At 53.5% G+C, this 23344-nt stretch carries 20 protein-coding genes; 10 read left to right on the forward strand and 10 right to left on the reverse strand.

The window, feature by feature from the left end; all coding sequences use genetic code 11:
- The first annotated feature begins 119 nt into the window (after positions 1-119).
- The 5 genes from P1S59_06635 to P1S59_06655 all read left to right on the forward strand — a co-directional run bounded on the left by P1S59_06635 (position 120) and on the right by P1S59_06655 (position 5587).
- Positions 120-344: a hypothetical protein gene (locus P1S59_06635; protein ID MDF1525926.1), complete on the forward strand. Its 225-nt coding sequence runs from the start codon at positions 120-122 to the stop codon at positions 342-344.
- Between the two features lie 91 nt (positions 345-435).
- A complete protein-coding gene (locus tag P1S59_06640; GenBank protein MDF1525927.1) occupies positions 436-1257 on the forward strand; it encodes a transposase in 822 nt (273 codons plus the stop codon).
- Positions 1258-1653: 396 nt separating this feature from the next.
- Positions 1654-2322, forward strand: a complete 669-nt coding sequence (locus P1S59_06645) for a thermonuclease family protein (protein ID MDF1525928.1) — start codon at positions 1654-1656, stop codon at positions 2320-2322.
- 232 nt (positions 2323-2554) lie between these two features.
- Complete coding sequence (locus P1S59_06650; protein ID MDF1525929.1) at positions 2555-3139, forward strand: transposase; 585 nt, start codon at positions 2555-2557, stop codon at positions 3137-3139.
- 903 nt (positions 3140-4042) lie between these two features.
- Positions 4043-5587, forward strand: a complete 1545-nt coding sequence (locus tag P1S59_06655) for a sigma 54-interacting transcriptional regulator (GenBank protein ID MDF1525930.1) — start codon at positions 4043-4045, stop codon at positions 5585-5587.
- Between the two features lie 170 nt (positions 5588-5757).
- Here the strand turns inward: P1S59_06655 and P1S59_06660 are convergent, their stop codons facing one another.
- From P1S59_06660 to P1S59_06690, 7 genes are all read right to left on the reverse strand, one after another.
- Complete coding sequence (locus P1S59_06660) at positions 5758-5949, reverse strand: hypothetical protein (GenBank protein MDF1525931.1); 192 nt, start codon at positions 5947-5949, stop codon at positions 5758-5760.
- Positions 5942-6442, reverse strand: a complete 501-nt coding sequence (locus P1S59_06665; GenBank protein MDF1525932.1) for a hypothetical protein — start codon at positions 6440-6442, stop codon at positions 5942-5944. Before P1S59_06665 ends, P1S59_06660 begins: the two co-directional genes overlap by 8 nt.
- Before the next feature lie 258 nt (positions 6443-6700).
- Positions 6701-7330, reverse strand: coding sequence for a hypothetical protein (locus P1S59_06670; GenBank protein ID MDF1525933.1), 630 nt, complete (start codon positions 7328-7330; stop codon positions 6701-6703).
- Between the two features lie 65 nt (positions 7331-7395).
- Entirely contained in the window at positions 7396-7584 is a 189-nt protein-coding gene (locus P1S59_06675) for a hypothetical protein (GenBank protein MDF1525934.1), read from the reverse strand.
- Between the two features lie 500 nt (positions 7585-8084).
- Positions 8085-9539, reverse strand: coding sequence for a DUF3373 family protein (locus tag P1S59_06680; protein MDF1525935.1), 1455 nt, complete (start codon positions 9537-9539; stop codon positions 8085-8087).
- Positions 9540-9564: 25 nt separating this feature from the next.
- A complete protein-coding gene (locus P1S59_06685; protein MDF1525936.1) occupies positions 9565-9879 on the reverse strand; it encodes a hypothetical protein in 315 nt (104 codons plus the stop codon).
- Between the two features lie 60 nt (positions 9880-9939).
- Entirely contained in the window at positions 9940-11346 is a 1407-nt protein-coding gene (locus P1S59_06690; GenBank protein ID MDF1525937.1) for a tetrathionate reductase family octaheme c-type cytochrome, read from the reverse strand.
- A 349-nt stretch (positions 11347-11695) separates the two neighbouring features.
- Here P1S59_06690 and P1S59_06695 point away from each other — a divergent pair, with 349 nt between their 5' ends.
- Positions 11696-12409, forward strand: a complete 714-nt coding sequence (locus tag P1S59_06695) for a hypothetical protein (protein MDF1525938.1) — start codon at positions 11696-11698, stop codon at positions 12407-12409.
- A 476-nt stretch (positions 12410-12885) separates the two neighbouring features.
- On the opposite strand, the gene P1S59_06700 is transcribed toward P1S59_06695, so the two are convergent.
- Both P1S59_06700 and P1S59_06705 read right to left on the reverse strand, forming a co-directional pair.
- On the reverse strand, positions 12886-15681 hold the full coding sequence (locus tag P1S59_06700) for an aconitate hydratase (protein MDF1525939.1): 2796 nt from the start codon (positions 15679-15681) through the stop codon (positions 12886-12888).
- 317 nt (positions 15682-15998) lie between these two features.
- Entirely contained in the window at positions 15999-17372 is a 1374-nt protein-coding gene (locus tag P1S59_06705; protein MDF1525940.1) for a class II fumarate hydratase, read from the reverse strand.
- Between the two features lie 170 nt (positions 17373-17542).
- On the opposite strand from P1S59_06705, the gene P1S59_06710 reads away from it, so the two are divergent.
- The 3 genes from P1S59_06710 (at position 17543) to P1S59_06720 (ending at position 20526) form a co-directional block, all read left to right on the forward strand.
- Positions 17543-19261 carry a 2-oxoacid:acceptor oxidoreductase subunit alpha gene (locus tag P1S59_06710; GenBank protein MDF1525941.1) on the forward strand — a complete coding sequence of 573 codons (1719 nt, stop codon included), beginning with the start codon at positions 17543-17545 and terminating at the stop codon, positions 19259-19261.
- Positions 19258-20118, forward strand: a complete 861-nt coding sequence (locus tag P1S59_06715) for a thiamine pyrophosphate-dependent enzyme (protein MDF1525942.1) — start codon at positions 19258-19260, stop codon at positions 20116-20118. The genes P1S59_06710 and P1S59_06715 overlap by 4 nt, the downstream gene beginning before the upstream one ends.
- Before the next feature lie 207 nt (positions 20119-20325).
- Entirely contained in the window at positions 20326-20526 is a 201-nt protein-coding gene (locus P1S59_06720) for a hypothetical protein (GenBank protein ID MDF1525943.1), read from the forward strand.
- A 481-nt stretch (positions 20527-21007) separates the two neighbouring features.
- Here the strand turns inward: P1S59_06720 and P1S59_06725 are convergent, their stop codons facing one another.
- On the reverse strand, positions 21008-21526 hold the full coding sequence (locus P1S59_06725; protein MDF1525944.1) for a YSC84-related protein: 519 nt from the start codon (positions 21524-21526) through the stop codon (positions 21008-21010).
- 427 nt (positions 21527-21953) lie between these two features.
- Between P1S59_06725 and P1S59_06730 the strand changes: the two genes are divergently transcribed.
- Positions 21954-23237, forward strand: coding sequence for an NCS2 family permease (locus P1S59_06730; protein ID MDF1525945.1), 1284 nt, complete (start codon positions 21954-21956; stop codon positions 23235-23237).
- Positions 23238-23344 lie beyond the last annotated feature (107 nt).

Raw genomic sequence — 23344 nt, forward strand, 5'->3', positions numbered from 1 at the left:
CTACATCCAGGTTATATCTCAAACATTGTCCTGAAATTTAGAAAAGATTGAATAACGAGAACTGACCCCACGCCACGGTTTGTCTTCAGGCCAACACCGGACGGGGGGCTGTAACGGTGATGGCTGACACAAAGTACGGGACGATGGAGAACTTCCTGGGCTGTGACCAGAAGGGTATCCGTGCCCATATGCCTCCCTTGACGGATTCTCACAGTGGCAAGGGCCGTCGCAAAGGGATCTACCCTCCATCGGCGTTCCTTTACGATCCTGTCGAAGACACGAGGGGTCCCGTGGGGTCAGTTCTCGTTATTCATACTTTTAGAACGCCCGTGGGGTCTGGTTAACCGAGTTGGCCCTATTCTTGCTCCTCTTTCCTGACAATGGAAAGGAGGAGCAAGAATGGCTAGGCCACTCAGAATCCAATACCCAGGAGCCATGTATCATATCATAAGCCGAGGAATCGGCCGAATGACGATCTTCCATAACGAGAAGGACTGGATCAAGTTCATCCAGTTTACGGAACGAGTCATGGAAAAATACAACTGGATCTGCCATGCCTATTGCCTCATGGGCACCCACTACCACCTCCTTTTGGAAACTCCCGATGCCAACATGATCCCCGGGATGAAACAGCTTAACCAGTTTTACAGCCAATTCTATAACTGGAAATACCAACGTGTAGGACCGGTACTGCAAGGACGGTATAAGGCCTGGCTCGTGGAAAGGGAGGGAAAATTCCTCGATAATTCCCGTTACATCGTCAATAATCCAGTGGAAGCGAAGATGGTTCAGCACCCTTCCGAGTGGCCATGGAGCAGTTACAGAGCTACTCGCGGAATAGAAAAAGCCCCTAAGTACCTTGAATCAAAATTTCTCCTGAGACATTTTAGTTTGTCTCGAAAAAAAGCTCAAAAGATGTATGAGGATTTTGTTCTGGCGGGCATTGGAATGGAGTCCCCGTTACTGGAGGCCAAAAATCAGATCTTCCTGGGATCCGATTCCTTCATCGCTGAGGCAATGCAGCATGTTAATGGAAACGACGAACTTAATAACGTCCCCAAGGTCCAAAAACATGCGAACAGAATTTCGCTAGAGAACATATTTAATGAAACAAAGAGCAACTCCAAAGCACATCGAAACCATCTTATTCTGCGAGCTCATGACATCCACGCCTATACACAGCGTGAGATTGGAGAACATCTGGGACTACATCCAGGTTATATCTCAAACATTGTCCTGAAATTTAGAAAAGATTGAATAACGAGAACTGACCCCACGCCACGCCCTGTAATTTTCTTCTTATTGGTATTTATGGTGAAATCTATACTTTTCTGGAACTCAGAGGCCGATTGACTGGTCGGATTGAGAGATGGATGAAAATTCACACCCTGACATTGTCGTCCGAGGACATTAGAAATGATCATCGATGATCTCATCATAGGGTGGCTGGCTCTGGTTGGAGCCAAGATCCTGAGGGATTGGGACAAGCCTCAGAACGATGATGATGATGGGGATGAGAAGGGTAGTTAAGATCGGCCTCTAGCTCGTAATATAAAAACCGGGTGCCCGGTTTTTATATGGAAAAGATATTCACCTCTTCCTGAGTATCTGTTTTAAGGTGGCTCAAATGTAGGTACCTGATATCCTGAGATCATGAAGATTAGACTTTTCTTCGCAATCACAGCAATCACCCTCTGCCTGGGTGTAATGGCGGTACAGGCGGCTGTCACGCGGTCCTTCACCGGCGAAGTGGTGGGTGTCCTGGACGGGGACACTATCGAGGTCATGCGCCGCGGCGTGGCGGTGCGGGTCCGGCTGGACGGTATCGACTGCCCGGAGCGAAAGCAGGCCTTCGGCGCCCGTACGAAGCAGTTCACGTCGAAGCTGTCCTTTGCTGAGAAGGTCACGGTCATCGACAAGGGGAAAGACCGCTACGGGCGGACCATCGGCGAGGTCATCCTGCCCGACGGCACGAGCCTGAACAAAAGGCTTGTTGCCGAAGGCTACGCCTGGTGGTACTCCAGGTATTCCGATGACGAGGAACTGAGAAACCTTCAGGCCGAGGCCCGGGAAGCGAAGAAAGGCCTGTGGGTGGACCCGAAGGTCATCCCGCCCTGGATCTTCCGCATGGGCGGTGTATCGCCAAAAGAGGATCACTCTGTGGAGGTGCTCCTGGACAGGTCGGACGTAGTCTTCCTCACTGCCAGCGGGGGGAAGTACCACCGGGACGGGTGCCGGTACCTGAGTGAGAGCAGCTTCCCTGTGACGCTCGGTGAGGCGAAGGGGCGGGGGTACGAACCGTGTGGAGTGTGTAAACAGTGATCGCCTGTCATCGCGAGCTGATATTAGAGCGAAGCGATCCCGGTACCGAGACTGCTTCACTCGAATAATGGTTCGCAGTGACAATTGTGTGGGGGGACCAGATGGTCGTATCTTGCCATTGAACAAAGGGGAGTGGAGGGTCAGAACGGGAATTTGTCAATACCTGACACATACAGAAGTATATTGCTAAATTCCTGCTTTGACCCCAATTCGTCCCGAGAAGCTGCCTCGTTTGCGCCGGTCCACCCTGCTGAAGATCCGCTCGGTGGGGAGGAAGTATGCTGACGCGATCGGGTCCTGGCAGAAACGGGCCCACTTCAGCGATGAGGTCTCCTACGTGGGTGAGATGATCCAGGAGGACGCTACCCGCATCCTGGAGCTTCGTGACAAGATCAGGGATCTCGATGACCGGATCGCGGAGGTCGCGGAAGGTTCCCGCGAGGCTGTGATCATGTCGTCGATCCCCGGTTTTGGTTCCACCAGCACTGCCGAACTGGCCGGGGAGATCGGAACTGTAGAGCGGCTCGATAGTGAGTCCAGCCTGGCCCTTTACCTGGGCATGGCCAGCCTGGATAACAGCTCTGGTAAGAGGAAGGGATCCAAGTCATCGAAGATGGTCAATACCAGAGCCAAGATGGCAATGATGGCTGCTGTGGACAGCCACAGGAAATGTGTTCCCGAGTCAAAACGATACTATGAAAAGAAACGCGCCGAAGGCAAGAAACACAACCAGGCGGTCCGTGCCCTGGGACGGCACCTGTGTCGGACCATCTTCAAGATGCTCAAGGAGAACAGGGAATACGAAATCAGGGATTAGGGCGAAAATCGCTTGAAAATTCCAGCGGGATGTTCAGGGCGGGAATTTAGCAATACACCTGCAGCAGATGTCAGGAATTGACAAATTCCCGCCCTGACCCCCTTAGTCCCCCGCCTTATAACGGCGCTATGGAGGCCGGCATCGGGTCTTTGAAAACTCATTCTTTCCATGAGGCAGCCCGGCGTGGAAGATTATGTTATTGGACTTGTGACGATGTGGAAGCGGGACGGCTCATCGCCAACGAAACGTCACGGCCTTGGGGACCGAAGGGGCCGTCACCGGATACGGTCTGGAAAAACAGGACACCCATCAGCCGTGAGGAAAGAGAACACTTTGTAAGGTCCCACCGTGAAAACCGGGAATATTATGGTAAACTTTGTGACAAAAGTAAGTCGGAGAGGACGAAGGGCGAGCGCAGGGCTGTCGAAAAAACACTGGTCGACGCCGGATGCCTCGTCGTAAAAAGGAGGCGAATTACTCCACAGGTTTACGATGAAAAAAGGACTGACTTAACGTGAACGGTACAAGGGCAGAATTGCTGCAGTTATTAACGACCTTCTGGACAGGCCCAACGACAAAAATACGGATAACCAGAATCAGATTAGGCCTGATATGACTGATTTTGAAATAGAACGGATGCATCTTCTGAGAGGGCGAAATAAATCAGAAGATTGTAACAGTAATAAAACACTCCAGCTCGGGCAAGTGATCGATGTTTTGCCAAGGGCTGGCGCTCAAGAAAGAACACACAAAAGTTTTTCCAAATTTTGGGGAGACCTGAGGCCACACCTTTCTCATCCTCTTCAAAGGATTAGAGCCGAGGATGTTTGATACTACAACTATGCAGATATTGATCAACCGAACAGCCTGTTCATATGTGAAGATTAAAGAGGCTTTGATACCATGAAGCAGAACCTGCCCCTTTCCTTCATTGAGCTTCTTTTCGACAAGCTGGATCCGGACCGGTTCATGGCCCTTTTTCTGGAGGCGCTCACCAGCGCCCAGAAGGTGGAGCGGGGGTCCATCTGGATCCGCAAGGGGGATGGTTACGTCTGCGTCGAGGCGAGCGGGGATGAGGCCGACAAGGTCAAAGGGTTCATTTTAAGCCGCTCCCAAAAGAGCATCGTGGGCGCCGTCATCGAAAGCGGCCGCATGACCATTGCCGAGCCGGACAAGGATCGGCGGCACTTCAAAGAGGTGGACCGCAGGCTCGACACCAAGAACAGCCTCATCCTGTGTTTTCCGCTCCATGCAAGGGACGATACCGTCTACGGGGCGGTGCAGATCCTGGACACCACGGCGGGCGGTTTCCGGATGAACCTCGACCCGGAGTACCTGGAACTTCTCCAAGGTCTCGTTGCTATCGGAAGTATTGCGCTCAGCACTGTCCTGGAACTTGCCGAGCAGTTCGAGCAGAATGTGGACATAAAGAAAGTGAAAGACCGGATGCTTGCCGAGCCTCTCATGATCGGTCAGAGTCAAGAGTTCCTCAAGGTCTTGGACCTTGCCAAAGTCTACTCCAGCAACCAGTTTCCCGTTATGATCACCGGCGAGAGCGGCACCGGAAAGGAGCTTCTGGCCAGGGAGATCCACAGGCTCAGCCCCCGTAAGAACAGGCCCTTCCTTACCCAGAATTGCAGCGCCATCCCCGAGAACCTCCTGGAAAGTGAGCTGTTCGGCTACAAGAAAGGAGCCTTTACCGGTGCTGACAAGGACAAGCTGGGGCTTTTCGAAGCGTCGGACGGCGGGACCGTCTTCCTCGACGAGATCGGGGACATGGCCCTGGGCCTACAGGCCAAGATCCTGAGGGTGCTGCAAAGCAGTGAGGTCAAGCCCCTGGGAAGCACCACCGCCCGGAAGGTGGACGTCCGTATTATCTCGGCCACCAACAAGAACCTGGTTGAAAGCATTAAAAAAGGAGGCTTTCGCAAGGACCTCTATTACCGCCTCAACGTCCTGCCCCTGGAGGTCCCCCCTGTAAGGAAGAGAAGGGACGACATCCCCCTCCTGCTCACCCACTTCATGGCTCACTACACCAACGGGCCGAACATGCCAATTAGAACTTTCAGCCCTGAGGCAATGGAGGTGCTGGTTAAGCAGTTGTGGCCGGGAAATATTCGGGAGATCGAGAACCTTGCCAAATACCTCCTTACGGTTACCGAGGGTAATGTGGAGGTTACCGACCTGCCGCCACCCTATAACGCGGAACCAAAAAAGGGTCAAGGCATACCTCCAGCACAGCCCCATGACGAAACGGATATCCTGCCTTCCACCCCGCCCCCTGCACCAGGTGCCGGAGCCTCAATGGACGAGATGGAGCGAAAATATATGCTCTCTGTTCTCGAGATGACGAAGTGGAACGTCGCCGCCGCGGCCCGTCATGCCGGGATCAAGAGAACGACCTTCAACTCGAGGATGAAGAAGCACGGGATCAGTAAGAAGGGATAATCTAAAATCCAAAATTTAAAATCTAAAAGGGAAACTGCCTCACACCCTTACAGGAACCGCTGCTCCCACCAGAGTCAGGTTAAACTTTGCGTAACTTTGCTTGCCACGTCGAAGCTGAAAGCGAAGAAGCTACTCCTGGTTTTACCTTTACAACCTGAGCTTGTTTCCGGCTAGCCCTTTATCTTCCCATTATTAAAGCGGTCCCTGAATCTTTTCGCTTTCTCTGACATGCACTCGTGGTAAAACTCCATCTGCATCTGGAGCCAGGCAAACTTCTGCTCCACCGGAACTTTACGGTAAGCTTTCATCTGCTCGAGTGTTCGATAATAGAGGAGCAGCCTGTCTTTGTCCTGTTCACTCATCCTTGTCACTCTTGAGGATCATTTGCAGATGGCTGACATCGGCCTCGTCCTGGGGTCTTCCCGTATCCTTTTTCATCTCGATAAGCGTATTTATGGATGCTGTTGCAACCGGGGTCCCGCCGAAATCGATCTCCTGCCTGTCACCGTACACTGTATCGAAATCGACAGGGGGTTCTGTCATCACATCTAAAAGAAAATAGGGATGCTCCGGATCATACAGGGGAAAGACCAGCATCCCCTTGTCTTCGCGCCATGCCTTTCTTTTATAGCTGTCAGCGAACTCGTCCAGCTTTACCGGGATCTTTGGTTTTAGCCCAAGTTCCCTGACCGTTTCCAGGAATTTAGAAACATTTTCCTGTTCCAGATCTATCATAAGGTCAATATCACCCGTTGCCCTCTCGATACCGTGCAGGTTGACAGCCACACCACCGACGACAAGGTAACGCACAGTCTGTTTATTGAGAGTATTGAAGAGATTCCTATAGAGGTGCATGATAAAAGCCCTTGGATTTTACCCAGAATCTGTGTGGTGATCTCATTGTAGCTTAAAACTGGAAGATACAGAGGAAAAAGTTACAGTCCAACTCCACGCCCCCTCACTTCACTCACTCAAGACGCAAAGATGCTAAGAAGATCAACACCTGAATCGGGTGGGAATCAAATTAGAGTTTTACTTTCGTTACCTTTTCAACAAATCCCCCGATTACCCCAAAGCTCGGTCGTAGAAGAGGTCTCGAGGGAACCTTGTCGGTTATTCCAGTTCTATCTCCGGTTTTCGGCTACCCCCTCCATCCTCGGGGACGATGAACTCCTCGTCATACCGATACCTGGATGGTCTCGCCAACCAGCCATCCTCGATGCCTTCACCCGCGACACCCATTCCAACGATCAAAGGGCGTATGACAAATCGGGCCTGAGGTTTTGGAGCCGTTGCCATCTTTTCCCTGACAAAACCGGGATCCTGGTACCGGCTTTTGGGTAGGTGATGGTAATGATCCGACTCTTTCCACGCCATGGAAACACAATCTCCCAGGGTCCTGAAAAAAACTCCCACCCTGCCAAGCACCCCCTGAACCTCGGCAGCACTGTATGCTATCTGGTTAAATTCAGGATCGGCAAAGCGGCTCTTGGGTATGTGATACCAGGTATCAGCCTCCTCCCAGGCCCTGCCGACACAGTCCCTGAAAGACCCAAGAAAGGCGTTCCTGGGGACTGGCTTTTCCTGCCGGGGAAGGCACCCGCCTCCTTCTCCCCCAGTGTTGCCTCCACCGAAGCGGCTCTTGGGGATGTGGTAGTGGCGATCCGAGTCCTGCCACGCTTTCGAAAAACAGCCCCCCAACCTACTGAAAAAAACTCCCACACTGCCAACAAACCTTTTCATGACCTACCCCCTTTAACTTTCCCCAAGACATCCTTGCCATGAAATCGATGCCTGCGTTTCAACCATTACTTCCCGAACCTGCCGCTCCGGAGACTGCTGCTTTCCGCTTCGGCCCACTGGCGCCGCACATCCTGATAGATCTCCCTCCAGACCTTCAGGTGGTCTTTGGGCTCTTCGACACTTCCCTTTACGACCAGATCCCTGGCCCCGCTGACCGCCGCGGCATTTCCGATTACAGTGGCTGACTTTTCCATGACCGATCCCCCTTTAGCTCCAATTCCGGCCGCTATGATCTTTCCCGGCCCTTTTATTTTCAAGTATCGTTGACCTGTAAGAAGCAAGGGCGGTGCCATGGGAGAAAAACAAGGGAAAATTGCTCTATGTAATTGTTTTTAAATTCTTTTTCTTCCAGAAAGTGCCGGGTGGAAGGACCGTTTACCAGCCGCAGATCGCCAAAGTGACGAAATAGCGGCACAATGTCATCAACGTGACGATGGGGTGCGGCCTCATGAGTATGGGCGGTGAGTCAGTGCGGAATGCGTTGAAAAAAAAGAGCCAGTACCCAGGAGCCGGGAGCCAGAAGAAAAATAGAGCCCCAGATGAAGGCGGAAGGACAAGATCAAAATCCCAAAAATAAACGGCCCCGCTTCCGCGGAGCCGTTATTTGTTCTTTTGGGGAATCAGGTTATCCCCATGGACATGGTCTCCGGCCTGACCGGACCACTTTTAAAGACGCGAAAGGAACTGAGCGTTTTTAAAACTCCACGTTATAGGTAAGATACAGGTTGCTGGCCGTTTCGATGGGAACCATCATCTGGGCTAACATGGGGTTGTTGATGTCATCCATGTCCTTGGGAGCGCCAACCCAGTTGCTGCTTCCGGTGTAATCGAAGGTGTAATCCTGGTAACCCAGCTTGAAAAAGGCCCTGCCCCTGCGAAACACCGGCTCCTGCTTCAGGTCCTTGATGATATAGAACTCGGTGACGTTACCGCGTACGCCGAGCTTGCTGGTGAGCATGTCATCAGCTGCGGGGGTAAAAGTGAGCCAATCTTCCGAACCCTGATTGTACTCGGCACCAAACTTCAGACCGAGGTCGTCCATGTCATATCTGGCGCCTACGTAGACGGCGTTGCCTGTCTTGGATTTCTTTTCGCCGCCCATCATGGGGTTATCGTACAGCAGGCCGGCCATGCCCATGTAAAGGTTATCGTTGGGGTCAGTCTTGCTCATAGCCGCCGAGGCGAACCAGTTGATGTTTCCGGCCTTGCCGGTAACCACGGCACCGAACTGGTCGATGTTGCCTAAATTCACGTTGTCCACTGTCGTCTCGGGCTGGGCGAAGATGTCCAGTGCCCTGTTGTACTGAAACTCTATGCGCAGCGCCTCCGTTTCGTAGGCAGCCACATCCAGGCCGATCATTTTTACATCCTTGAGGGGGGAACTACCATCGACCTGGTAGCCGCTGTCGAACCCTTTACCGTAGCACAGCTTGGCATAGGCGCCAGGCAGTGCATCGATATCGGGGGCAATTCCCAGGACCAGGCCGTCAAAGGCGTAGTCCACCAGGATACCGGGAGTGCCGGAAGCGCCTGTTTTTTCCATATTGTGCCTCAGGTTGGTGGGAATACCGCCTGTGGAGGGCCTGCGTCCTACTGAAAACCATACGGGAGAGTCGCCGATGCCGCTCCACGACGCGAAGGCGGTGTCCACTCTGACCACGCTGTCCTGGGGAACGTGGGAGGTGTTGCCGTCGAACATGCTATACCGGTCCGCGAAGTATGGGCCGAGGACCGTATCAGCGGACTGGTGGCCCCAGACCTTGTACATCACCAGGCGGGCCTTGACGCTAATATCCTCAGTGGCACGGGCGTTTATGTTCAGACCGAAGCGGTTGGTCCACAGATCGCTGTTCTTTACTGTGTATCCTCCTGCGGCAATGGGAGTCATTATCTCAGCCGGATTGAACTGATAGTAAAGGGGGACATCCCCTTCGATAGAGTCCATGCGGAACTGGTAGTCACCACTGATAGTGATGGGGGAGCGGGAGTCCTTGAGCCTCCTGGTCAGCTTCTCATTGTCCTTGGAAAGGTCTTCCAGGCGCTGCTTCATGTTCGTGATCTCAGTTTCGACCTCGGCGTCCGTGAGTGCAAAGGCCGAGAACGGGACTGCGAGCAGAGCGATCAGCATTATTGCGGTCAGCTTTTTCATGTTTTCCTCCCTAGCTTGGTTATTTTCAACATCCGGGCTTTGTGCCCTTCATGTCATTGGCTTCCTTGATGACCTTCCTGTCTCCCTCGATCACATAATTGATCTTCACCTCGTCACCCTCCCAGAGGCGGTCGTCGAGTTTGAAAAGCGCCACATCGTTCTCAACGAAGAAGGTCATCTCTTCTCCATCAACATCCACCGTGACTGTCCTTTCATCCAGGTCGAAGGAAACGATGATCCCCTTAACCTTGGTCTTGTCCTCGGCCATGGCCACCCCGGACAATGCCGAAAGGCACAAAATGGCCGCCACCGTTATCGCGATCACTCTTGCCGTTTTCATTTGCTCCTCCATGGGAAGTGAAATTATCCCTGCTTAGGAGAGGACATACTCTCCTGTTGATTATTTGATCTTGCGGACACCGGTACGCATGGGATCGCCTTCATATCCAAGGGCTTCCCAATCCAGACGCTTGTCGCGGCCGAAGTGACAGTCACCGCACTGGAGAGCCTGTTCCTTGGGGGCCACCTCGTGGTTGATGCTGCCGTAACTTTCCGTAGACACGAAGGTAAACTTTCCACTGTAGGGCAGGCCAGCGGTTTCCGCCCCCGCCTGCAGAGCTTTCTCCCAATCGTAATGAGACCACAGACCGCCGTAGCTCTGGAAGATCAGCAGGTATTTGAACTTTGAATCGATGGCCTGTTTGCCCGTGAACTTCTTGAAAGGAAAGATCTTTGACCCCTTGTCCTTGATGTCGCCCACCGGCTTGGCGATAATGACGGGGCCTTTGGTGTCAGAAACCTTCTCGCCTTTCAGATAGCGGGTGATCTTGCCGTTGTACCAGGCGTACGTCGGCACCACGTCCTTTTCCCACACAAAAGTTCCCTTGTGACGGGTGAAGGTCTCCTTGCCGAACTGCTCTTCGGGCTCAACTTCCTTACCCACCGTGGACCAGTCCCAGCTCATCTTGGTGGCCTGCCCCTTGGCGAAGAAGGGGATGTGGCAGGTCTGGCAGGCCAACGTCCTGGTGTGAGCGGTCAGTAGATTTTTACTGTTGGAATCCCTGTGAGGGTCCCGGTGGCAGTCCTCGCAGGCTACTCTTCCGTCGTTGGTGGCCATGAAGGTGGATGCGCCGGCAATGCGGTGGTCTCGGGTCAAATGGCATTCCTGGCACGTCATATCGGCCGAGCCGCCCATGTGGATATCGTGTTCCCGGGCCGGCTTTGTCAGGCTGGAATCCAGGTCCCCATGCTTGACGGCGTCCCCTCCCCCGGCGAAGAAGTGGCAAACACCGCAGTTTTTCCGGTCCGGCATGCTGACGCTTCTGGCAGCAGCCACCAGATCCATGCGACCCTTCTCAATCATCTCCTGGTCGGGCAAACCAGCCATAGTTTTTTTGTAGTGACCTTTTTTCGCGTGGCATACGAGGCAATCGATCTTTTTCACGTCCATCTGAGGGTCAGCGCCATCGCTCCAGCCGTAACCCGCGTGACACTTGGTACAAAAAGCCCGGCTGGCTTCGATGTCCACACAGAAATTGTTGATGAGGTTGGCCTTGCCGTACTCTTCTTTACTCTTTTCCATCCCTTTGACCGTCCGGGGCGGACCCTTCCATTTGTAGTGTGATGTTTCGAGGAACTGCTCGGCCTGTTCCTGATGACACTCGAGACAGGCTGCCGTGACCTCTTCACCGGTAGTGAAGGGCCCTTCTATATATTCAGTGTGGTCCTCCGTGGCCATCGCCAAGGAAACGAATACCAGCAGTGCTCCTGTCAATGCTGCGATCATGGTAATGCTTCTGACCTTCATGAAAAACCTCCTGTAGTGAGCCGGGATCGTCCGATCGATCTTCATATCTGAATGTGTATATGTTGACAGCATATTAATGTTTCATAATACATTAACTTAAAAACTATATTTCTCACAATCTTTTGATATACGAATATAATAATCAGGTCAAGTATTAATTTTCACATGCCTGCTAATAGCGCACCAAGCTCCTTATTGATCCTGTACCAACTTAATAAGTCCTTAAACCTTTACTCCCCTCCGGTGTCTTTACACATAAAGGTGGTCAGCGGATTTCACGTCCGCCTTGCATGGGAAGCCTTCACAGTTCATAATTAAGCTCAAGAGGGGACTTACAGGGAGGTAATCCATGAGAAAGTACACACCGTACATTGTGCTGCTGGCTGCAGTATTCTTAAGTTCGGGATGCGTTGCCTACCAGGCACAACCAGCCTACGGGCACGAACCGTCGCCGAGGGTGGTGGTCAGCCAGCCTGACTACCTCTACATTATTCCCAGCTTCGGCGTGTATTTTGTTCCCAACATCAGCGCAGAGGTCTTCTTCGTGAACGGCCGCTGGTATTACAGCGCCAATGGTGTCTGGTACTGGGGAGCAAACTATGGCGGACCGTGGACCTATATAGAGGTTAGGTATATCCCCAGTCATCTCAGAAAGCTGCCCAGGGATTACCGCGCCAGGTACCGGAACGATTATTACAGGGTCCCCTACGGGCACTGGGAGAAGCGGCGTGAAGAGGTGCCTCCCAGGGTCCAACCCAGAACTCCTCCCTACCTGGAAAAGTACAAGAGTAATGTCTATCTCAGCCCTCAGAGCCCGGATGTTGTTTTCCACGATGGCTCATGGTATCGCCGGTACAAGGGCATCTGGTATCAGGGAAAAAGCAATACGGGGCCCTGGAGGTACAGGGAAATGGAGAAGATCCCCAAGACCATCAGAAAGCTGCCGCCCGAATACAGGGAGAAAAGATCTGACAAACCGAACAAACAGGTTCCGTGGTTCAAGGTGGAAAAAAAGTACAGGAAGAAGATGGAGAAGAGGGACAGGGAGTGGGGGGATGACTAAAATTCGGTGAACTGTGAGCTGTGAACTGTGAAGAGTGAAGGGTAAGCACTGAATGTTGAATGCAGAACGCAGAATAAGATAAGATCAAAACATGTCCGCCCTGTCCATTGATGCCCATGCGCACCACTTCTTTTTTTGGGCCCACTGCTAGCCCGGCCTATTCACGAGGTTCTTTTCCGTTCTGTCTGCGTTGCTGTGTCGTTCCCTTGTGCGGAATACTAAAGTATGCCTCCGCGCTCCCTGGACAGTCGCCTTGCCGGAACGAAAAACTCCTCTCGTGACTATGTCCGGACAACCCCGCATAATTCATGATGTTTATCGTGCCATTCCCATTTATCCATATTTGCCACACAGTTAGCTCACATCTCATCACCATCATGAATAATGCGGGCTAGACCTTGCTTCTGCTTTAAGGTTTTACACTAAAAAGCCCGGGCCGATGTCCGGGCTTTTTAGTGTTTACGATTCACGGTTCACTACTTTTCCATCATTTCCCTCAACACCGTCTGCAAAATTCCCCCGTTGCGGTAGTACTCCACATCCACAGCACTATCGAGGCGGACCAGAACCTCGAACCTGACAGGCTCTGCCCCCTCGGCTGCAGCAGTTACAATGAGTATCCCCTTGGGCTTGAGTCCGTCCTTAATCCCCTCGATGTTGATAATTTCCCGGCCGCTCAACCCCAGGCTCTCAACACTTTGCCCACCCGTGAACTGTAGAGGCAGCACCCCCATTCCCACCAGGTTGCTGCGGTGGATGCGTTCGTAGGAGCTTGCTATGACAGCCCTGACACCCAGCAGATGAGCCCCCTTGGCTGCCCAGTCCCGTGAACTGCCAGCGCCATACTCTTCTCCCCCCAGGATCACGAGGGGGACACCTTCCTCCCGGTATCTGGCGGCAGCATCGTAAATGGTCAGCCGGTCACCGCCTGGCTGATGCCGGGTCCATCCACCCTCCTCCTCCACCATGCCGTTACGGATCCTTATATTGGCAAAGGTGCCCCGCACCATGACTTCGTGGTTTCCTCTCCTGGAGCCGAAACTGTTGAAACCCTCGGCCTGGATCCCTTGGCCAATCAGATACTGCCCTGCCGGGCCATCCTCAGGAATGTTGCCTGCAGGGGAAATGTGATCCGTTGTAAGGGTGTCGCCAAAAACGGCCAGAACCCTGGCGCCTGTAATATCCATCAAGGGAGCCGGTTCCGGTGGCAGGTCGATAAAAAATGGCGGCTCCCTGATGTAGGTTGACTCCTGATCCCACTGGTAAAGGTCTCCTTCCGGCACCTCCATCTGATCCCACTGTGCCTCTCCGGTGAACAGGTTGGCGTACTCTTTCTCGAACAGGTCAGCGTGAACCGTTTCGGATACGAACTGATCTATCTCTTCACGGTCAGGCCAGATATCCGCAAGAAAAACCTCGATCCCGTTGGAGTCGATCCCTATGGGTTCCGAAGTCAGGTCGAGCTCTACCGTACCCGCGATAGCGTATGCCACCACAAGTATGGGAGATGCCAGGTAGTTGGCCCTGACAAAGGGGTTGATGCGGGCCTCGTAGTTCCGGTTGCCCGACAGCACCGCGGCAGTGACCAGCTGATTGTCTTCGATAGTCCTGGATATATGGGAAGGCAGAGGACCGCTGTTTCCGATACATGTTGTACAGCCGTACCCTACAACGTGAAATCCCAGAGCCTCCAGGAAGGGCATGAGCCCGGCCAGCTCCAGGTAGTCGGTAACGACTTTAGAACCCGGCGCCAGGCTGGTCTTGACCCACGGTTTCCTTCTCAGGCCTCTTTGTACCGCGTTTCTCGCCAGAAGCCCGGCACCCATCATGGCCGAGGGGTTGGATGTGTTGGTGCAGCTGGTGATGGCAGCAATGACCACCGAACCGTCGCATAATTGAATGGTTTCCGGTCCACCGTCCCAGGGAACACATCGGCATACGGTTCTGGGGGGCACAGGACAAGAGCACGAACTGGGGCTGTCCGTAGGTGAGCCGCCTTCCTGGGTCCAGCACCCGCTGTCAGCGAAGCTGTTCGGATCGGAAATGATCCCTGCCTTGAGCATTTCGGGGAGGTTTTTTAAAAAAGAACTCTTTAGTCCCGAGAGAGGGACCCTCTCGTGAGGCTTGCGCGGCCCGGCCAGGGATCTTTCTATCGCACCGAGGTCAACCTCCACAATATCTGTGTAATGGGGGTCCGGTGTATCGGCCCTTTGAAAAAGTCCCTGCTCCTTCATGTAGGTTTCCACAAGCTGCACCAGACCGGCCGGTCTCCCTGTTCCGGTAAGATAACGCAGTGTTTCCTCGTCCACAGGAAAAAGGGTAGCTGTAGCGCCGAACTCGGGGGACATATTGGAGATGGTCGCCCTGTCAGGAAGGGTCAGAGCAGAGAGACCGGGGCCGAAGAACTCCACGAACTTTCCCACAACCCCCTTTTCCCGCAGCATCCCGGTCACTGTCAGAACAAGGTCGGTGGCGGTTACATCCGGCAGCAGCCTGCCTGCTACCTTGACACCCACAACCTCCGGTACAAGCATGTAGTAAGGCTGTCCCAGCAGCACAGCCTCCGCTTCGATGCCTCCCACCCCCCAACTCAGGACTCCCAGCCCGTTGATCATGGGGGTGTGGGAGTCGGTCCCTACAAGGGTGTCGGGAAAGGCGACGATCTCACCGTGCCTTTCTGACCTGACCACCACCTTACCCAGGTACTCCAGGTTCACCTGATGAACGATTCCGGTCCCCGGAGGAACCACCTGCAGGTTCTCAAAGGAGCCTTGCCCCCACTTGAGAAGGGAGTACCGTTCCTGGTTCCGCTCGATCTCTTTCTTTACGTTGTACTCATAGGAATCCTCTGTACCAAAACGGTCCACCTGGACAGAATGGTCGATGATGAGATCAGCCGGGACTTGCGGATTAATACGTTGCGGGTCGCCACCGGACCTGGCCACAGCCGATCTCATAGCCGCAAGATCCACCAGGGCAGGAACACCCGTAAAATCCTGGAGGATGACCCTGCCGGGCATGAACGGGAAAACAGCCGGGTCCTTCAGGTCAGGGCTCCAACCGGCAAGACTCTGAAGCTCCTCAAAAGAACCTCTTCCCCCGGCTGCGCTTCTGATCAGGTTCTCCAGGAGGATCCTGATGGACCGGGGCAGTGTATGAAGTGTGCACAACCCTGCCTTTTCAAGGGAATCGAGTCTGAAGATCGTGAAATTTTCACTGCCTACCTTGAGCGTATCTTTGGGATTGAAGGGTAGGTTACTATTTTCATTCATATAATTTCTCCGTTACGCTAACTTTTGGGCGCCTGTTTGAGGATTTTCCCAATTCAAGATCCGATATTCAAAAAATACTGCATACAATATCGACTGGATTCCGGCTCATCACGCCAACGCGTGATCGAAAAGCGTACTCTGCGTTTCAATTCAACGCTTCTACCAAAGTCGAGATTGCTTCGGCGCATTCCATAGCCTCACAATGACAAGCACAATAGCAGCTGTTTTCCTTCCGCGTTCTACATTCTGATTCTCCCAAGCACGCAATCACGCTCCACGCACGTACGGAATTTCTAACTGGCTCCTGGCTCCTGCATTTACACCATTTTTTTCGGGTCCAATGTTTCCTCAACTTCCTCGTCCGTCAGGATCCCCTTCTCCTTCACCAGCTCCCGGATCGTCTTGCCTTCTTCAAAGGCCTCCTTGGCAAGTTCCGCGGCCCGATCGTATCCGATCTTCCCAGCCAGGGGGGTCACCAGGGCAAGGCTTTGCTCCACCAGGTCCGCACACCGATCCGCATTTGCAGTGATTTTACTGACATACTTTTCCCCCAGCAGGCGGCTGGTGCCAGACAGGAGGGTAATTGACTCGGCGATCACAAACCCGATCAGGGGCATGGCCACGTTAAGCTCAAGGATTCCCGAGGCGTTAGCCATCGTCACTGTAAGGTCGTTGCCCATGACCCTTGCCCCCACCTGGATCGCTGATTCCACAAGCACGGGGTTGACCTTGCCTGGCATGAGGGAAGAGCCGGGTTGTAAAGAGGGCAGGGTGATCTCGCCGATACTCCCCCGCGGACCCGAAGCCAGCAAACGCAGGTCGGAAGCTATCTTCACGAGGGAGGAAGCATAGAGGGCAAGGGCCTTCATAAGTCCGGTAAGAGCCTCCTTGCCGCCCTGCGCGGCAAATCGATTAGACACAATCCTGCACTCGACCCCGGTCTTGGCTGTGAGAAACGCCACTGCCCTTTCCGCGAATTCCGGGTGGGCACTGAGACCAGTTCCCACTGCAGTCCCCCCGAGGGTCAGCTCCTCCAGGTCCGGCAGGCACCTGTTCACAGCCTCGATCCCGTGTACGACCTGTGCCGCCCAGCCTGAAAACTCCTGGCCCAGGGTTATGGGGACCGCATCCTGCATGTGAGTCCGCCCAAGCTTGACAAGGTTGGCGAACTCCTCTGCCTTATTTCCCAGGGCCGCCTGCAGGCTCTCCAGGGCCGGCAGCAGTATCTCCTGGACCTGAAGCCTGGAGGCAATGTGCAGAGCCGTAGGGATCACATCGTTGCTGGATTGACCCAGGTTGACGTGGTCGTTGGGGTGAACAGGAGTGCGCCCCTGCCTCTTGCTGCCCAGAAGTTCGTTGGCCCTGGCCGCGATAACCTCGTTCATGTTCATGTTGGTGGAGGTTCCGGAACCGGTTTGAAACACATCCACCGGGAACTGGTCGACAAAGCGCCCCTGGACGATCTCCTCTGCCGCCTGCCCGATAGCCTCTGCGAGCTCTTTGTCGAGCAGGCCAAGCTCGTGGTTCACCCTGGAAGCGGCCAGCTTGATGAGAGCCAGGCTCCTGAGGACACTGGCCGGCATGGTGTAGCCGGATATGGGGAAATTTTCCACTGCCCGCTGAGTGGAGGCTCCGTAGTAAGCCTCCTCAGGAACCTCCATCCTGCCCATGGAATCGTAGACCTCGATCATCCTCAACCTCCCCCTGTATATAAACGGGTCATCCACCTTTGTTATGTATCATTAAAAGTATTTCAATTTTATCACTTTTCAGTAACCTTTACTCAGGGTGACATCCTGTGCCTTGATATGGATCGGTTCGGGCCTGACAATTAATAATACCCTAAAGGAGAGTCTTCTATATGAGTTTATCAGTTAAACATGGCGTGGCTATCGTTGTCGCCGGAGAGGCGGGCCAGGGGATCCAGACTATCGAATCCATCCTCACGATGGTTCTGAAAAGATCGGGCTACCATGTATTCGCCACGAAAGAGTACATGTCCCGCATACGAGGGGGCAGCAACTCTACCCTGATCCGCGTCGGGCACGAACGAACCCCTGCCCATGTGGACCGCATCGATGTCCTCGTCCCTCTGGACGACAACGCCCTGGAGCATCTGGCCTCCCGCATCTCCCGTGAAACGATGATCATCGGTGAAAGGGAAAACCTCCAAACTTTACATGACCTCCTTGACATCCCCTTTAGCGGTCTGGCTGAAAAAGCAGGGGGGAAGATATACGCCAACACGGTAGCCATAGCGGCTCTCCTGGGAATTTTGGAGGGTGAGTTAAACCTCCTGGAGGAATACCTGTCGGATCGCTTTGAAAAAAAGGGTAAATCCATCGTCAAGGGGAATCTGGAGGCTGCCCGGCTGGGTTTCCAGGCGGGGCGCGAACTGCGTTCTTCCGGGAAAACATCCTTCGATCTGAAAAAGAACCCTGAAACGGCCAATGATATCCTCATCAGCGGCGGCGCGGCTGTGGCTTTAGGTGCCATTTCCGGAGGGTGCAACTTTATCTCTTCCTACCCCATGTCCCCTGGTACCGCAGTCCTTAACTTCATGGCCCACCACGACAGCCAGTTCGGCATTGTGGTGGAACAGGCGGAGGATGAGATCGCTGCTGTCAATATGGCTTTAGGAGCCTGGTATGCAGGCGCCAGGGCCATGGTCACCACCTCCGGCGGAGGGTTCGCCCTCATGGAAGAGGGAGTCAGCCTTGCCGGTATTACTGAATCCCCCCTTGTGGTGCATGTTGGTCAACGGCCGGGACCGGCCACAGGAATGGCAACACGGACAGAGCAGGGCGACCTTGATCTTGTCCTCCACTCGGGGCACGGCGAGTTTCCCCGGATCGTCTACGCTCCAGGTTCTGTAGAGGAAGCGTTCCAGCTGACCCGCCGCGCCTTTAACGAAGCCGACAGATACCAGGTTCCCGTTTTTGTCCTCACCGACCAGTACTTTATTGACTCTTACTGCAGCGTTCCCGCTCTTGATACCGGTACTGCCGATATAGAAGATCACACAGTGAGGACTTTGGCCGATTACAAACGCTATGCATTTACCGAAGAGGGGATATCTCCCAGGGGAATCCCGGGGTTCGGCGAGGGGCTGGTCTGCGTGAACAGCCACGAGCACACCGAGGAGGGGCACATCACGGAAAAGATCCAAATGCGTAACCGGATGATGGAAAAGAGGATGGGTAAACTCGATCCCATCGTCCGTGACTCCGTGCCTCCGACCCTTATCGGCCCCGAGAAATATCGCGTGCTGGTCATCTGCTGGGGTTCGAACTACCACATCGTGGCCGAGGCTGTCTCCCTCCTCGGGAAAGATGATATCGCGGTTCTCCACTTCTCCCAGGTATTCCCCCTGCCCCCTGAAACCAATGAACTGCTGGAAAGAGCGGAGAGCACCATCGTGGTGGAGAACAACTACACCGGACAGTTCGCCAGGCTCTTAAAAGCATATGCCGGCCTTGATACCGGGCACAGCATCCGCCAGTACAACGGGAGACCCTTTTGTTTTGAGGCGCTTGCCAAAAAGATCCTCAGACTGGCAAGGAAAGGGGATCGCAAATGAAGGAAAGTCGCTTTGACATCGAGTCTGCCGAGATCTCATGGTGCCCCGGGTGCGGCAACTTTTTCATTCTCGAGGCCTTAAAGGGAACCTTTGAGATCCTCAGACTGGATCCCGTTGAGCTGGTGATCGTCTCGGGGATCGGCCAGGCAGGCAAAACACCCCATTATCTGAAGTGCAACATGTTTAACGGTCTCCACGGCAGGTCCCTTCCCCTGGCAACAGCGGTCAAGGCAGCCAATCCCCGCCAGACGGTGATCGCCCAGGGCGGAGACGGGGACATGTACGGTGAGGGAGGCAACCACCTTCTTCATGCCATCAGGCGAAACCCCGACATTACGGTCATTGTGCACAACAACATGGTTTACGGCCTTACAAAGGGGCAGGCGTCCCCTACCAGTGCCAGGGGTTTCACTACAGGCCTCCAGGTCCATGGCGTAGCCAGTGAACCGTTCAACCCCCTCGCCATGGCTATTTCCCTCAACGCGTCCTTTGTGGCCAGGACCTTCGCCGGGGACAGGGAGGGGACATCCAGGGTCCTGGCCGCAGCCATCAGGCACAGAGGCTTTGCCCTCGTAGACATCCTCCAGCCCTGTGTCACCTTCAACAAGGTCAACACGTACCAGTGGTTCAAGGACCGCATCCAACCGATCCCCCATTTCCACGACCCCTCTGACAGGATTAAGGCCCTGGAACTGGCCTTCATGACGGAAACCCTTCCAGTGGGGGTTCTATTTGTAAATGAGGACAAGCTCACCTTCGAGGAGTTTCTTCCTGTTTACGACAGTTCGGACGAACCGTTGTATAATAGAGGAGTGAACAGGGTGGAGCTGCAAAAGGTGATCGATTTGTTGAGATAGAAATTCAAAGTTCAATATATGAGCATGTTCTCTGGAATTATATCGATGGGATCGCACATTTTTTGGTCAATCAAAGGGAGGTGACAATATTCAGACCAGGTACAAAAAGCCCGGGTCCAGACAAGATTCAAGGCTGTCAGTTGTCCAACAACAGTTCCCTTTAATGAATATTGCATTTTGAACCCAGGTTGGTGATCGGAGGTAACCATGAAAACGGACGGCAAAGAAAAACAGTGCGACAGCAAAGGGGAACGGCGTATAAGCAAGAGACCGCGCCGAAGGCTTGTGGACCTGACCCTCAAAGCCGGCACAAACAGACGGGAATGCAAGGAAGATCGGCGGAAGGAAAGTGCCGAAGGGTCGACCCCTCGACCAGGTTCGGGGCAGGCTGAGCGACTGAGCGACTGAGCGAAAGTGCCCTGGAACAAGGATAAAAGACAGGAAAAAAGCTGTCTCGGGGAAATCCCGCCTTTGGCGTGACAAGGTTGGTGTCGGAGAGAAACCTGAATAACTACCCAACCACTGGTATTATTTCGAAACTGGATGTAACCTCGACTTTTTATAGATTCTGAACGAATTCAGGCCAGCTGTTTCCCGTCAGGACCGCCAATTCCTTTGATTACAAATACGGTTGGATTCCGGGTCTTCGCTTTCACCCCCACCTCGGTCCTCCCCCCTCCGCAGGGGGAGGAAGAGTAAGGAAATGGACTATTGATCGGCCCGGAATGACAGTCAATTTTAAACCAGACTTCAGCCTTCCTCTGCGTTCCTTCCGTCTTCGCTTTCAGCTACGCCGCGACAAGTCGCGTACTCTGCGTTAAAAACAACGCACTTATAAGAATTGCTATTATAATAGCTCCTGGGTACTGGGTACTGGGTACTCTAAAAATCATTTATCCAGCTTAGTAAACTTCGACCCCTCCAGTGTCAAATTATACATCAGCCCCTTCTGGCCGAAGACGAAGCCCACAATGGGGTCCTTGATGTTGCTGGTGTTAAAAGAGCCGCCGGCACCCTTTTCAAGGAATGCCACCGAGCCGTCCACTCCCACTTCCCAACCGTTACTTTTGCGGAATTTAGCCAATGATTCTTCGGTCAAAAAGATCACGACAATGCTCTTTTTCTGGACGCCCACCTGAAAGCCGATGGACGCCGCAGCTGTGGAATAATAAGCAACCGACTTCCCTCCGATGCGCAGGGCTCCTTCTCCATACTCGCCCCCGACAGCAAGACCTGCCTTTACCACGTTCGGAAGAACGAGATAACCCTTAGCCATGGAAAGGAATACGTTCGCTTCATTGACCTCTTTTTGGAACCGCTCCAGGGCCACGTCGACGCTGACGTCGATCTCCCTGGCATCGGCCGCCTGAACTGCCGTAGGCAGCAGGGCCAACAAGCAAAGGGTCATTATCACTAATATGCCAATCCTGCTTGATTTTGCTTTTACATTCACCATCGTGTCACCTCTTAACTTCATCGTTTTAGCCGCTTTGCTCCCGGACAGTCCAACATAAGGGAACAAGTAGTCCTGGATTTTAGCACCAAACATCAAACGTTAAACTGTACTACCAAGATACAGCACTTTGCCTCTTCTTTCACCTTATGCATTGCGTTGGAATTTAAAGCTGTGTTACACAAGCTTATATATTAACGCAGCAAATTTGATGACTTCGCAAAAAGTCATCAATGCGCCCCTGTCGGGGCGCCCAAATCAATGACCGGTAGTATAAGTCATTGATTTGTAAGGAAAGCGAAAATGACACTTTTCGCTTTCCGTGGAGCAAAAAGCCAATAATGGACTTTTTGCGACCCTATCAAAGTCGAAAGGAGGGGGAATGCTGGAAAATCTGTTCAAGCTCACTGAACGCCGGAGCAATGTCCGCACAGAGATCATCGCGGGTTTCACGACCTTTCTCACAGCCGCCTACATCGTTTTCGTCAACCCGAACATCCTGGCCAATACCGGCATGGACAAGGGGGCCCTTATCACGGTCACATGCCTTGTAGCGGGCCTGTCCTCCATATTCATGGGGCTATGGGCCAACGCTCCCATCATGATGGCTCCGGGAATGGGACTGAACGCCTTTTTCGCCTTTGCCCTGGTCCTCGGACAGGGAGTGCCATGGCAAGAGGCACTGGGTGTGGTTTTCATTTCAGGTGTTTTCTTTCTCATCCTCACATTCCTGGGTATACGAGAGAGGATCGTCAAGGCCATACCAGCCTCCCTCCGGCTCGCTACCTCTGTTGGTATCGGGCTGTTCATTGCCTTTATAGGCATGCAGGGCCTGGGGCTCATCGTCAGGAACGACGCTGTCCTGGTGGGCCTGGGGACCATGAACAAGACTGTCCTCCTGGGACTCGTTGGGATGCTCCTCATTGTCATCCTCGAGATCAAAAAGGTCAAAGGTTCCATCCTTATCGGAATCCTGGCCACGGCCCTGGCTGGAATGATATTCCAACTATCCCCCTTCCCGGGCGGTATAATGGCCATGCCTCCAAGCATGGCTCCGGTGGCCTTTAAGCTGGACATCATGGGAGCCCTGAAAGTCTCCCTGTGGGCCAGCATCTTTTCCTTCATGTTTGTGGATCTGTTCGACAGCCTCGGGACCTTGTTGGCTGTATGCAGGGAGGCTGACCTGGAGAAGGACGGGGACATCAAGGACCTTCCCAGGATGTTGACGGCCGACGCCGTGGCAACTGTTTTCGGCTCAATCCTGGGTACCAGCACGACAACCTCTTACATCGAATCAGCTGCAGGTGTGGCAGAAGGAGGCCGTACCGGAATGACCGCCGTCACAACAGGGATCCTCTTCCTGTTGGCCGCCTTTTTTACACCCTTGATCGGCTCCGTTCAGGCTTACGCAACAGCACCCGCCCTGATCATCGTGGGCATCTTCATGATGAGGGGGATCGGCCAGATAAACTTCTACGACTTTGAAGAGGGAGTGCCGGCCTTCCTGACCCTCATTCTCATGCCCCTGACCTACTCCATCGCCCAGGGTCTGGTGTTCGGATTCATCTCTTTCGCCCTGATCAAGGTGCTTGTGGGCAAGGTCAAGGAACTTGATCCTATCCTCACGATCATCGCAGTCCTGTGCCTGGTAAGTCTGGTAATCTAGAAATCCGCAGGAAATATCTCCAGCGAATTTCTAGATCTGCTGTTAACCACCTTTAAATCGGGTTCATGATTCATAAGAAAAGGGTCCCACACGGGACCCCTTCTTAT

The sequence above is a fragment of the bacterium genome (assembly GCA_029210965.1).
In the GTDB taxonomy this organism is placed as follows: Bacteria; BMS3Abin14; BMS3Abin14; order BMS3Abin14; family BMS3Abin14; genus JALHUC01.

Bases quoted from the DNA above. Each gene is read 5' to 3' on its own strand.
- P1S59_06635 (MDF1525926.1), top strand. From the start codon at position 120: ATGGCTGACACAAAGTACGGGACGATGGAGAACTTCCTGGGCTGTGAC.
- P1S59_06640 (MDF1525927.1), top strand. From the start codon at position 436: ATGTATCATATCATAAGCCGAGGAATCGGCCGAATGACGATCTTCCAT.
- P1S59_06645 (MDF1525928.1), top strand. From the start codon at position 1,654: ATGAAGATTAGACTTTTCTTCGCAATCACAGCAATCACCCTCTGCCTG.
- P1S59_06655 (MDF1525930.1), top strand. From the start codon at position 4,043: ATGAAGCAGAACCTGCCCCTTTCCTTCATTGAGCTTCTTTTCGACAAG.
- P1S59_06660 (MDF1525931.1), bottom strand. From the start codon at position 5,949: ATGAGTGAACAGGACAAAGACAGGCTGCTCCTCTATTATCGAACACTC.
- P1S59_06665 (MDF1525932.1), bottom strand. From the start codon at position 6,442: ATGCACCTCTATAGGAATCTCTTCAATACTCTCAATAAACAGACTGTG.
- P1S59_06670 (MDF1525933.1), bottom strand. From the start codon at position 7,330: ATGAAAAGGTTTGTTGGCAGTGTGGGAGTTTTTTTCAGTAGGTTGGGG.
- P1S59_06675 (MDF1525934.1), bottom strand. From the start codon at position 7,584: ATGGAAAAGTCAGCCACTGTAATCGGAAATGCCGCGGCGGTCAGCGGG.
- P1S59_06680 (MDF1525935.1), bottom strand. From the start codon at position 9,539: ATGAAAAAGCTGACCGCAATAATGCTGATCGCTCTGCTCGCAGTCCCG.
- P1S59_06685 (MDF1525936.1), bottom strand. From the start codon at position 9,879: ATGAAAACGGCAAGAGTGATCGCGATAACGGTGGCGGCCATTTTGTGC.
- P1S59_06690 (MDF1525937.1), bottom strand. From the start codon at position 11,346: ATGAAGGTCAGAAGCATTACCATGATCGCAGCATTGACAGGAGCACTG.
- P1S59_06695 (MDF1525938.1), top strand. From the start codon at position 11,696: ATGAGAAAGTACACACCGTACATTGTGCTGCTGGCTGCAGTATTCTTA.
- P1S59_06700 (MDF1525939.1), bottom strand. From the start codon at position 15,681: ATGAATGAAAATAGTAACCTACCCTTCAATCCCAAAGATACGCTCAAG.
- P1S59_06705 (MDF1525940.1), bottom strand. From the start codon at position 17,372: ATGATCGAGGTCTACGATTCCATGGGCAGGATGGAGGTTCCTGAGGAG.
- P1S59_06710 (MDF1525941.1), top strand. From the start codon at position 17,543: ATGAGTTTATCAGTTAAACATGGCGTGGCTATCGTTGTCGCCGGAGAG.
- P1S59_06715 (MDF1525942.1), top strand. From the start codon at position 19,258: ATGAAGGAAAGTCGCTTTGACATCGAGTCTGCCGAGATCTCATGGTGC.
- P1S59_06720 (MDF1525943.1), top strand. From the start codon at position 20,326: ATGAAAACGGACGGCAAAGAAAAACAGTGCGACAGCAAAGGGGAACGG.
- P1S59_06725 (MDF1525944.1), bottom strand. From the start codon at position 21,526: ATGACCCTTTGCTTGTTGGCCCTGCTGCCTACGGCAGTTCAGGCGGCC.
- P1S59_06730 (MDF1525945.1), top strand. From the start codon at position 21,954: ATGCTGGAAAATCTGTTCAAGCTCACTGAACGCCGGAGCAATGTCCGC.